Annotated in this window: 9 protein-coding genes; 1 reads left to right on the top strand and 8 read right to left on the bottom strand. The window is 42.3% G+C overall.

Going from position 1 to position 12674, the window contains the following annotated elements; all coding sequences use genetic code 11:
* Positions 1-328: 328 nt before the first annotated feature.
* Positions 329-1201, bottom strand: a complete 873-nt coding sequence (locus MKZ26_RS01900; RefSeq protein WP_340767592.1) for a DMT family transporter — start codon at positions 1199-1201, stop codon at positions 329-331.
* A 280-nt stretch (positions 1202-1481) separates the two neighbouring features.
* On the opposite strand from MKZ26_RS01900, the gene MKZ26_RS01895 reads away from it, so the two are divergent.
* Complete coding sequence (locus MKZ26_RS01895; protein ID WP_187044985.1) at positions 1482-2573, top strand: carbohydrate kinase; 1092 nt, start codon at positions 1482-1484, stop codon at positions 2571-2573.
* A 247-nt stretch (positions 2574-2820) separates the two neighbouring features.
* Here the strand turns inward: MKZ26_RS01895 and meaB are convergent, their stop codons facing one another.
* From meaB to lpdA, 7 genes are all read right to left on the bottom strand, one after another.
* Positions 2821-3855, bottom strand: coding sequence for a methylmalonyl Co-A mutase-associated GTPase MeaB (meaB, locus tag MKZ26_RS01890; RefSeq protein ID WP_340767591.1), 1035 nt, complete (start codon positions 3853-3855; stop codon positions 2821-2823).
* A gap of 41 nt (positions 3856-3896) precedes the next feature.
* Entirely contained in the window at positions 3897-6056 is a 2160-nt protein-coding gene (gene scpA, locus MKZ26_RS01885; protein ID WP_340764039.1) for a methylmalonyl-CoA mutase, read from the bottom strand.
* A complete protein-coding gene (locus MKZ26_RS01880; protein ID WP_340764038.1) occupies positions 6043-7725 on the bottom strand; it encodes a methylmalonyl-CoA mutase family protein in 1683 nt (560 codons plus the stop codon). Before MKZ26_RS01880 ends, scpA begins: the two co-directional genes overlap by 14 nt.
* Positions 7726-7846: 121 nt before the next feature.
* Positions 7847-9163, bottom strand: coding sequence for a dihydrolipoamide acetyltransferase family protein (locus MKZ26_RS01875; RefSeq protein ID WP_340764037.1), 1317 nt, complete (start codon positions 9161-9163; stop codon positions 7847-7849).
* A 20-nt stretch (positions 9164-9183) separates the two neighbouring features.
* Entirely contained in the window at positions 9184-10167 is a 984-nt protein-coding gene (locus MKZ26_RS01870) for an alpha-ketoacid dehydrogenase subunit beta (RefSeq protein ID WP_340764036.1), read from the bottom strand.
* The gene (locus MKZ26_RS01865; RefSeq protein WP_340764035.1) at positions 10167-11174 is read right to left on the bottom strand and encodes a thiamine pyrophosphate-dependent dehydrogenase E1 component subunit alpha; all 1008 of its coding nucleotides are present in this window, start codon (positions 11172-11174) and stop codon (positions 10167-10169) included. The genes MKZ26_RS01870 and MKZ26_RS01865 overlap by 1 nt, the downstream gene beginning before the upstream one ends.
* A 60-nt stretch (positions 11175-11234) precedes the next feature.
* Entirely contained in the window at positions 11235-12662 is a 1428-nt protein-coding gene (lpdA, locus tag MKZ26_RS01860) for a dihydrolipoyl dehydrogenase (protein WP_340764034.1), read from the bottom strand.
* Positions 12663-12674: the final 12 nt, after the last annotated feature.

Raw genomic sequence — 12674 nt, 5'->3', positions numbered from 1 at the left:
TAATGCTCCCGCTAGACGTTACAGACAGAAGCCGATCCAGCAACATGACTCTCTTTGCCAAATAACTAACACCGACCCAATTAGAAAAACTAATACTTATCTTTTAAAATAAAAAGGACTCATTTCAATACATCTTCTCTGTTAAACGATTTTCTCAACAATAGAACTTGTAATTATTCCTGATTCAGAACCAGTAAGCGAATATATATAACTAAAATAACCCTTCTGAAAATCTACTCTAAAAAAAAATGCCCCACCCTTTTTATCAAATTGGATGAGGTCTTGTCTATTTACGATTACGTTTATAATGCTTTAAAAATTTTTGATTCTACAATTTATCCTTTTTTAAGACTGTTGGTAAAATGATACCCATAATAATGATTACTATACCTACTATTTGTAGTGGAGTAACGATTTCACTTAATAATATAACTGAAACCAACACCGCAATCGGCAATTCAAAAGCACTCAATATTGACGACATACCCAATCCTACTTTAGGAACTGCGATGGTAAATAAATAAACCGGTATGATCATACCGAACAATCCTAATGCCAAACCATATACCCAGAGTCCCTCACCAAACAGTGTTCCATTCCAAATGATTTCTGGAGACTGAAAAGTAGCTGTTGTCATAAAAGCAAAAAAGGAAACCAATAGTAATCGGTTAGATGTATTCATACTCTTAATTGGCTTGCTATTAACAAATAAAAATAAAGAAAAACAAAGAGCTGCAGTTAAACCCCATAACCAACCTTGAATGGGTATTTGAGATAAATCTACATCAATCAAACCTGCAGCTGGTATAGTTCCTGCAAACAAAACGATTAATGAAATAAACTCGATTCGACTTGGGAGTTGCCGTTTTGCTATACAAGAAATCAACATACCTATCCACGTAAATTGAAACAGAAGTACCACCGCTAAAGAAGCAGGTAGATAGATTAATGAGCGACCATAAAAAATATTCGTCAATCCTGTTAATACTCCTGCTAAAATAAGAATTTTAATCCCTTTAAAGCTTATTTTTTCTCTATTTGTTAGAAGAAAAATACATACTGCTATACAAAACCCTATAAAAAATTGGCTTGTAATTGCTTCTGAGACCGAAAAACCACCTTGTATTGCAAGTTTAATGATAGTTGACACTAAACCATAACTACTAGCTGCTAAAACTACTAACACAGGGTATAACCACATTTTCATTGTTTTTTCCTCCAATTGTTTTGTATATATATGGATGAAGTTCATTTACCAAACGATAAGATTGATGTATGATTGTCGTATCAAGTTTCCTTTACAATGGATTTGGACCAGAATACCAATTTCTAAATAAAGGACTTTTTATACTTAATGCGTAATTTTTAGGTTATGAACGAGATCCTCAACACCATTAATTACTTTCCCTTATTTCAAATCAGCATTACAAACAATAGTTTACATTGTAAACTATTGTTTGATTAAAAGCGAGGTTATTTTAATGTCTAAAGAACATCAAATATTACATCATATTAGAATAAACCCTTTTATTTCACAGCAAGAACTATCGAATAAAGTCGGTTTATCACGTTCAGCGGTTGCTAACTATATTGCTACGCTGACAAAACGCGGTGAAATCAAAGGGCGTGCCTATATCCTCCAGGAGGAATCTTCCATCGTGTGTATCGGTGGAGCAAACACAGACCGGAAAGCGCGATCGAATCAAAAAGTGCATTTGTATTCATCCAATCCCGTTGAAACAACTGAAGTTTGTGGTGGTGTGGCACGAAACTTTGCCGAAAATTTAAGTCGGCTTGGGTATAACACTTCTCTTATGACTTCTGTGGGAGACGACAAGGAAGGTAACTGGATACTGAGGGAAACGAAAAGCCAAGGAGTAGATGTCAGTCAAGTATGGGTATTGCAGACAGAACGAACAGGAACTTATACCACTTTATTGGATGTTAATGGTGAAATGATTGTCTCTATGGCCGATATGAACATCTACGAAAAAATAACGATTTCTATGATCGAAGAGAAATGGTCCTATATAGTGGCCTCACAAGCCGTTTTTTTGGATACTAATATTTCTAAGGATTGCATAAGTTATCTAATTAAACGTTGCAGGGATGAAAATATTCCCTTGTACATTGATCCTATATCATCAGCCAAGGCGCAAAAACTTCCTTTTCAACTTGAAGGAGTAGAACTATTGCTTCTCAATCAAGAAGAAGCAGAAATACTTGCTGAGTTGAAAATCACTTCGTTTGAGGATTGCCAAACTGTCTGTGAAAAGATTAGACTACGCGGCGTACAAAAAGTTATTATCACGCTTAATGATCATGGAGTTTATTATTCTTCACCACAAGAATCTGGGCATTTATCCCCTTTCAAAACTGAAGTTGTAGATGTCACTGGGGCTAGTGATGCATTTTCTTCATGCGCAATATATGGGCTCATGAACGAAGAATCACTATTGCGGGCTTGTCAATTGGGGCTTGCAGGTTCTGCACTTACCCAGCAAACTGAGGAATCTGTCTCTACACTTTTAAAACCCGAAAAAATTCATGAAATAGTTGAGGGATTTATGTGATAATACATTGTTCTACTTTCACCATGAAGCGAAACTTTAGTATGAAGTGCAAGAATAAAAGCAAACTATTCATTTATATACAAAAAAGATCAGACATTCGTGTAAATGTCTGATCTTTATTTTATTATTATACAATTGTAGTTTATTTATAGGATAGTATCGTGTTCGATTATTCGTTTTATTTGGCATCCACTTGAACAGGGAAAATATCTCATGCCATTAAACAGCCTTCTTATATCTTGTAGCTTTATCCAAACAAACGATCGACTGCGCCCGTCACAGTAAGATTTCCCTCAAGTAGCCCTTTCTCGAGTTCTACGACTTCCTCTTTCTTCCCTGGTTGTGCAAAAAAACTATCGATAAGTCGATCATTAATCATGGAACGGAACCAATCTTTCGTCTGTGATTGCCTGCGCCCTTCCCAGAATCCGCTACCATCCATTGTCTCTTTAAATGATACTATCATTTCCCAAACTTCTTCAAGACCAGTATTTTTAATTGATGAAACAGGAAGTGCAGTCGAAGTCCAACCGGGTGATGCAGGCTGAAGGAAGTGAAGAAGCTGACGGTATTCCCGTACTGTCTTTTTCGCCAACCTTAAATTATCACCGTCAGCTTTGTGAACAACAACCCCGTCTGCCAGTTCCATAATCCCTTTTTTCATCCCTTGCAGTTCATCTCCGGCACCAGTTAGTACCAGCAGCATGAAATAATCGACCATTCCACGGACAACCGTTTCACTTTGCCCGACTCCGACCGTTTCAATTAAAATAACGTCATAACCAGCCGCTTCACAAAGTAACATTGTCTCGCGCGATTTTTTGTGAACACCACCAAGTGTACCTGCCGACGGGGAGGGGCGAATGAACGCGTTCGGATGCCTTGCAAGTTCTTCCATCCGCGTTTTATCACCAAGGATACTACCGCCTGTTACAGTTGAGCTTGGATCTATAGCGAGCACGGCAACTTTGTGGCCTGCATTAGCTAGCATTAAGCCGAATGCTTCAATAAACGTGCTTTTCCCTGCACCTGGAACTCCGGTGATGCCAATCCGGATGCTATTGCCCGTTTTAGGAAGCAAATTGAGCAACAGCTGCTGCCCGGCAACTTTATCATCTAGAATAATACTTTCGAGAAGCGTAATCCCTTTTGCAAGATGAAGCCGGGAGCCATTTGATATCTTTTCCGACAACTCTTCAACCGGGATTTCGCGGCCCTTTTTCACAAAACGTTTCCGCGCCGTTGCTGCCATGCCATCATGTGAGGAAGTAATCCCACCCATCACATTCAATGCACTGTCATCAGTTAAACGGTTGTTGTCTTTCAATCCGCCACTTCCTCATAGCCAAGCCTACGATAGATTTCTTCAATGACTTTTTGCGCTGCAACCGGAATGACGGTTCCTGGACCGAAAATTGCCGCAGCACCATTTTCACGTAGGAATGCATAATCTTGCGCAGGTATAACCCCACCGACGACAATAAGAATATCTTCTCGACCAATTTTGGCAAGCTCTTCACGTAGTGTCGGAACAAGCGTTTTATGACCCGCAGCAAGTGAACTTACACCGATGACGTGGACATCATTTTCAGCGGCTTGTAGTGCCGTTTCTTCTGGCGTTTGAAATAATGGCCCGATGTCTACATCAAAACCAAGATCTGCAAATGAGGAAGCGATTACTTTTGCACCGCGGTCATGACCGTCTTGTCCCATTTTTGCGATAAGGATACGTGGACGACGCCCTTCATTTCCAAGGAAATCTTCTGCCATCATTTTTACTTCGTCAATTTCTTCTGTGTTCGAGAAATTCGAACTGTAAACGCCACTCACCGAACGAATCACCGCCTTATGTCTACCTGATACACTTTCAATCGCATCTGATATTTCACCGATGGTTGCGCGTGCACGTGCTGCATTAACGGCGCATGCTAAAAGATTACCGTCGCAACTACGTGCAATTTCAGTCAACTCGGCTAGGATAGTCGTTACTTTCGTTTCGTCTCGGTCTGCTTTCATCTGATTGATACGATCGATTTGTTTCTGGCGTACTAGCGTATTGTCAATGTCCAAAATATCGATTGGATCTTCAGTATCTAAACGGTATTTATTTACACCGATAATTGATTCTGCACGAGAGTCGATTTGAGCCTGACGTTTTGCGGCCGCTTCTTCGATTTTCATTTTGGGAAGGCCGGTTTCAATCGCTTTCGCCATTCCGCCGAGTTCCTCGATTTCTGTGATTAATTCCCAAGCTTTATCCATCAACTCATCTGTCAATTTTTCAACATAGTATGAGCCGCCCCATGGATCAATCACTTTGGTCATCATCGTCTCTTCTTGCAGGAACAATTGCGTATTCCGTGCAATCCGTGCTGAGAAATCTGTCGGCAATGCAATTGCTTCGTCAAGCGCATTGGTATGGAGTGACTGTGTATGCCCCATCGCTGCAGCATTTGCTTCTATTAATGTTCGCGTTATATTGTTGAACGGATCTTGTTCCGTCAAACTCCAGCCTGACGTTTGTGAATGTGTACGAAGCGCAAGTGACTTTGGATTTTTCGGTTCAAATGTCTGCATCATTTGCGCCCACATTTTCCGTGCCGCGCGCATTTTGGCAACTTCCATGAAGTAATTCATGCCTACCGCCCAGAAAAACGATAGTCTAGGTGCGAATGAATCGATATCAATGCCTGCTTTCAAACCTGTCCTGACATATTCAAGACCATCAGCAAGTGTATAGGCAAGCTCGATATCCGCCGTTGCGCCCGCTTCTTGCATATGATAGCCAGAAATTGAAATCGAGTTAAATTTCGGCATTTTAGTGGATGTGTAATCAAAAATATCCGCAATGATTTTCATTGACATTTCTGGCGGGAAAATATACGTATTTCTCACCATATACTCTTTCAATATATCATTTTGGATGGTACCAGCAAGTTTTTCAGGTGACACTCCCTGTTCTTCAGCCGCAACGATGTAAAACGCCATAATTGGCAATACCGCGCCGTTCATTGTCATAGATACTGACATCTGATCGAGCGGAATACCATCAAATAGGATTTTCATATCCTCTACCGAATCAATAGCAACGCCTGCTTTTCCGACATCCCCAGTCACACGTGGATGATCAGAGTCATAGCCGCGGTGAGTCGCAAGGTCGAATGCGACAGATAATCCTTTTTGCCCCATTGCCAAATTTCGGCGGTAAAAGGCATTACTTTCCTCAGCAGTTGAGAATCCGGCGTATTGACGGACTGTCCACGGTCTAGAAACGAACATTGTCGGATAGGGACCCCTAGTATTTGGTGCGATGCCAGGTAAATCAGTCAAATGGGATAGGTTCTCCGTGTCTTTACCGGTATAGAGCGTTTTAACATCGATACCTTCATTTGTTCTAAAAAGTTGCCCTGACTGGGTTACTGTTATTGCCGAACTGCTAGCAATCTGCCGCAAGTCTACTTTGTTGAAATCAGGCTTGTTCATCAGACGCAGCCCCTTCCAATTTGTCGTTGATAGCTATTAGTTTTCCTACTTTATCTTGACCCGCATAGATGAAGCCATTTAGACCGGCATTAAGCCATGTTTCTGACAGTGCAGAATCGTACTTTCCTGCCACATCCAAGACAAGTCCTTCTGGGCGTCCTGCAAGCAATTGTTCCATTATCGTTTCAGTTAGGCTGGATGTTGCACAAACAATTGCATAATCCGGCTTATCATCCGCAAGCCATGAAACAGCTTGTTCTGCATTATCGAATGTTGGACTCCATTCAGCGCGCATACCGCCTGTCGCTAAAAAGCCGCCGACAAAATCTGCACGTGGTTTGAAATCTTTTAACTCGCCGAACGTCAGCAATGCAATTCGCGTTGCACTATCTTTTTGCAGTGCAGCTAGTTTTTCGAAAGGTTCTGCAAGACGACCTTCAAATTGAATGCCATCCCAATCAGTAAAGTTCGTATCCGTCAATTCAGCGTAAACATTTGTACCAATCAACGACTGTTTCCCTTTCGAAACATCGCCCCTACGTTGCTCAAGTAATTTCCCGAACTTGTCGCTGGCAATGAATGCATCATAGCCGCCTGTAGACTGTATTTCCAAAAAGAGTGTCCATGATTTATCAACAAGTTCAGACGTCAAGGTTTCCATGAAATAAGAACCGCCTGCAGGATCAATTACTTTATCGGAATGAGTTTCTTCTTTAATAACAAGTTGGATATTACGTGCCATACGTACAGAACTGCTTGTCGGTCCAGTAATAATATTGTGTGGATGAACTGTAATAACGTCAGCGCCGCCAAGAACTGCGGCAAATGTTTCATTGCCTGCACGCAAGACGTTGACATACGGATCTAGTTTTGAGTAAGAACGCAACGATGTTGTTGCAATGATTGGTACATATGGAGCTTCAGCTACCCCATACGCAGAACTGAATGCTTGCCAAAGAACACGAAACGCACGGAACTTTGAAATTTCCATAAAGAAATGCGTATCAACTGCAAATCGAACAAAAAAGTTATCGGCAAAATCACTAAAATTGTCCACTTTTGAAGCTTGATCCGCTGCATATGCGAGGACTAATGCAAGTTCAGTCACTGAATCCGCACCTTTGTGATGTGCACCCCACATATCCGCGCTAGCTGTCCGGACGTTTGTGTATCCTGCTGGAAGAGTCCAACCAGAGACCGAAATTGCGCCGTTAACGGAGGACCGATCCATTTCTGAGACAAGGGAAAACGCTTTCAGAAATGAGTTATCATGCTTCATATTTGTAATGAAAATCGGATATTGCTTCATAAGTTGGGCGATTTCAGCGAGAGAAGACTCTTCCCAGTGAAGTGTTTTTGTCCCATCGCAAACAATCGCTTCATTGCCACGTTCAATCGAACTTTTCAGGTCAGCGACGAACTGTTGTCCATCCGTAGCATATGGTTGCTGTGCAACAATCCAGCCTGTCTCTTTTTTTGCCGCACGAATTAGCTGTGCACGTTTCGCAAGACTTTCCTGCGTATATAATGGCTGAAGGTCAATCCCTTCAATCGTTTTCGTGATAAGTGAATCGAAAGGCTTTCCTTTCAATGACTGGACAGCGACTTCTTTCCATTGTTCAAATCCCGCTTTATCGAATGTTGTTGTTTGCATGTTATGTATGGTCATATTTTGCGCTTCCCTCCTCAAAATAATCAATCTATTACTAGTTTACCCGAGTAATGCTTTTGTTGAAAGATAAAATAAACCCCAGCGCTATATTTTACGGCACTGGGGTTTACAATTTTGATCAGTAAATGGATGTATTTTCTGCAGTTACGTTTTCGAGAATCGCTTTAACGCGTGCGAGGAATTGTCCGCAAACAAGACCGTCAAGAACGCGGTGATCGAGTGATAGACATAAGTTCACCATATCACGCACACCGATCATGCCGCCGTCCATCACAACAGGACGTTTAACGATTGATTCGACTTGTAGTATTGCTGCTTGCGGGTGGTTGATGATACCCATTGACTGAACAGAACCGAATGAGCCGGTATTATTCACTGTGAATGTACCACCTTGCATTTCGGATGATTTCAGTTTACCTGAACGCACTTTACCTGCAAGCTCCTGAATATCACGCCCAATGCCTTTGATTGTTTTTTCATCAGCATTATTGATGACTGGAACGTAAAGGGAATCTTCCGTCGCCACTGCGATGGAAATATTGATATCTTTTTTCTGAATGATTTTGTCGCCGGCCCACATTGAGTTCATCATAGGGAATTCTTTCAATGCTTGAGATACTGCTTTCACGAAGAATGCGAAGTATGTCAGGTTGAAGCCTTCCTTCTTTTTGAAATCATTTTTCAGGGAATCGCGGTATTGAACAAGACTCGTAACATCGACTTCAATCATCATCCATGCGTGTGGCGCTTCGTGTTTTGAACGCAGCATATTGCTAGCGATGGCACGACGCACACCTGTAACAGGGATTTCGATATCGCCTACTGCAACAGGTATATTGGCTGGCTCCGCTGCTTTCAGTGCAGGAGCCGCCTGTGTAACCGAAGTTGGAGCTGCCGTTTCTACAACAGGCGCTTCAGTAGTTACTGCTGCTGTCGGAATGTTGCCACTCTCGATTATAGCAAGCAAATCTTTACGAGTGATGCGTCCTTCTTTCCCTGAACCTTCCACAAGTGACAAATCAATGCCGTTATCCTGCGATAGACGTAGTACTGCAGGAGAATAGCGTCCTGCTGCTGTTCCTTTTTCACGATTCAAAGATGAAGCCGGTTTTTGAGAACCTTCAGCAGGCATTTCGTTTGCAGGTTCTGTCTTAGCTGGTACCGCCTCTACTGCAACTTCCGCAGTTCCGCCACCCTCAGTTTCAATCGTACAAACAAGTGCTCCAACTGCAAGCGTCTCTCCCTCCTGTGCGATCAACTCCTTGATGACACCTGAAAATGAAGAAGGTACTTCCGCTGTCACTTTGTCTGTATTAACTTCTGCAAGTGAATCATATTTGTTAACTGTATCGCCCGGTTTGACAAGCCATTTCTCGATTGTGCCTTCTGTCACACTTTCACCGAGTTGCGGCATTAAAATATTTTCAATAGCCAATTGATTGACCTCCTTCCCGATTAAAATTCTGCGAGTTCACGCGCTGCCTTCTCTACTTTGTCTGGATTGACCATGAAGAATTTCTCCATTGTCGGTGCATATGGCATCGCTGGAATATCTGGTCCAGCAAGACGTTTAATTGGCGCATCGAGTTCAAACAGGCAGTTTTCAGCAATTATTGCTGCAACTTCTCCCATAATGCTTCCTTCTTTATTATCTTCAGTAACTAAAAGGACTTTTCCTGTTTTTGAAGCTGCTTCAATGATCGCTTCTTGGTCAAGTGGATAGACTGTCCGAAGGTCAAGGATATGAGTAGAAATTCCATCTTCTGCAAGACGTTCAGCGGCTTGCAATGCAAAGTGGACACATAGTCCGTAAGTGATGATTGTAATATCATCACCCTCACGTTTGACATCTGCTTTACCAATTGGCAATACGTAGTCATCTAAAGGCACTTCGCCTTTAATCAAACGATAAGCGCGTTTATGTTCAAAGAATAATACTGGATCTTCATCGCGGATTGCCGCTTTAAGAAGCCCTTTTGCATCATATGGCGTTGACGGTATAACGATTTTTAATCCCGGTGTGCTTGCGAACATCGATTCGACAGATTGCGAGTGATACAGCGCCCCGTGGATACCGCCTCCGAATGGTGCACGAATAACAATTGGACAAGACCAGTCGTTATTTGAACGGTAACGAATTTTTGCTGCTTCCGAAACAATTTGGTTCACAGCCGGCATGATGAAATCAGCAAACTGCATTTCAGCAATCGGACGTAACCCGTACATTGCTGCACCAATTCCGACACCTGCAATTGCAGATTCCGCAAGCGGTGTATCAAGTGCGCGGTATTCTCCGAATTGATCGTAAAGACCTGCCGTAGCCTTAAAGACTCCACCTTTACGTCCAACGTCTTCTCCGAGAACGAAAACGCGGTCGTCTCGTTCCATTTCTTCTTTCATTGCAAGTGTGATTGCATCGATATAAGACATAACAACCATTATTCGTTCCCCCCATCTTCAGCATACACATAGAGCATCGCAGATTCAGGTTCAGCGTACGCAGCGCTTTCTGCATAATCGGTCGCTTCGTTCACTTCTTTCATGATGCGTTCTTCCATTTCTTTTTCAAGTTCATCAGTTAGTGCGCCTACTTCTTTCAAATAAGCTGCGAACATTGGAATCGGATCAAGTTTCTTTTCATTTTCAAGCTCTTCTGCATCACGGTATTGGCGTTGATCATCGTCTGATGAGTGAGCCGTCAATCGGTAACAAATTGTCTCTACAAGACTTGGACCTTCTCCACGTCGTGCACGATCTGCTGCTTCTTTGACCACTTTGTATACTTCAAGTGGGTCTGTTCCATCAACTGTAACACCTGGCATTCCGTAACCGATTGCACGGTCGGAAACATTAACACAGCCAAGTTGTTTTTCAACAGGAACTGAAATTGCATATTTATTATTTTCAACCATGATAACAGTCGGTAATTTATGGACACCTGCAAAGTTCATGCCTTCGTGGAAATCTCCTTGGTTAGATGAACCTTCCCCAAGTGTAACGAAAGTAATGAAATCTTCCTTCTTCATCTTCGCCGCAAGAGCTACCCCAACTGCGTGCGGTAGTTGCGTCGTAACAGGAGATGATCCTGTCAAAATACGATTTTTGCGCTGACCGAAGTGACCAGGCATCTGACGCCCACCCGAGTTCGGATCTTCTGCTTTTGCGAATGCGGACAGCATCAAATCTTGCGGAGTCATTCCAAAATGTAGAACAACGCCCATATCCCGATAGTATGGTGCAATCCAGTCTTTATCTTTATCAAGAGCGAAAGCTGCTCCAACTTGTGCTGCTTCCTGCCCCTGACATGAAATAACGAATGGAATCTTTCCGGCACGGTTAAGGAGCCACATACGTTCATCAATACGACGAGCCATTAACATCGTTTCAAAAATTTGCAGTGCATCTTCATTTGTTAAACCTAGTTCTTCATGACGCGTTTTTGCCATTTCTAAAATCCCCCTTCTATGGTTCGCAGTCTTGTGTCTTAGACTAATTGAGACTCTTTTTTACATATGAATTGCTTTGCCATCTACGGCTAAAGCGGCTTCGCCCATTACTTCAGACAGCGATGGATGTGGATGAATCGTGCTTGCCACTTCCCACGGCGTCGCATCGAGCACCATCGCGAGTCCTGCTTCTGATATCAAATCAGTCACGTGTGCACCTATCATATGAACACCTAGAATATCGTCTGTCTTTTTATCGGCAATGATTTTTACAAAACCATCCGAATTTCCATTGACAAGTGCTTTTCCGATGGCCATAAACGGGAATTTCCCGACTTTGACATCAAAGCCCTGTTCTTTCGCTTGCTTCTCTGTTATGCCGACGCTTGACGCTTCGGGACTAGAATAAATGCAACGCGATATTTTTGTATAATCAATCGCTTCATTTTTTAGACCTGCAATATGTTCAACAGCCGCAATTCCTTCGTGAGAAGCAACATGCGCTAGTTGCAGCCCGCCAATAACATCACCAATTGCATAAATATGATGTTCTTTTGTTTGAAATGTTGGTCTTGTTTTAATATAACCATTGATGATTTCAATTTCCGTATTGTCCAGACCAATTCCTTCGATATTTGCTTGACGACCGACAGAAACAAGCATTTTTTCAGCTGTGAACGCCGTCGTTTCGCCATTCATTTCCGCAGAAATTGTGACAGTTCCTTCTTTTTTAACGAGGGTTTCTGGGAGAACTTTCGCACTTGTCACAAAAGTGATTCCTTTTTTTGTCAATAGCTTTTTCATTTCTTTCGAGATGTCATCGTCTTCAGTCGGAATAATTCGATCTGCATATTCGAGAACAGTGACTTCGACACCGAAATCATTGAGCATAGAAGCCCATTCTATACCGATGACTCCACCACCAACGATGATAATCGACTTAGGAAGTACTTCCATAGAAAGCGCCCCATCAGAAGACATGACTTGATTTTCATCAATTTCCAAACCGGGTAATGTACGTGGTCTAGATCCTGTTGCGATAATCAGGTTTTTCAAGATGAGCATTTCGTTTTCGTCACCATTGTTCATTTCAACCGAAATAGTACCCGGCATTGGTGAGAAAATTGATGGTCCAAGCATTCTGCCAAGTCCATCAAAAACGTCGATTTTCCCTTTTTTCATTAGGGCAGTCACGCCAGCATGTAGCTGTTTAACGATACCGTCTTTTCGTGCTTGTACACGACTGAAATCCAGTGATACGTCTTTTGTATTAACCCCAAACTCTGCAGCCTGATTTTTTGCCGTATCGAATACTTCAGCACTTTTTAACAATGCTTTACTCGGGATACACCCTTTGTGCAAGCATGTGCCGCCTAGTTTCCCTTTTTCAACAAGTGCTGTTTTCAGTCCCAATTGAGCGGCGCGAATCGCAGCGACATAGCCACCCGTTCCGCCCCCTAAAATAACTACATCATATTCCCTCGCCATTATAGATGGCCT

It is taken from the genome of Sporosarcina sp. FSL K6-6792, from assembly GCF_038004885.1.
Taxonomy (GTDB): Bacteria; Bacillota; Bacilli; order Bacillales_A; family Planococcaceae; genus Sporosarcina; species Sporosarcina psychrophila.
Note: the sequence above shows the minus strand (reverse complement) of the source record. Positions and strands in the feature narration are given on the sequence as shown.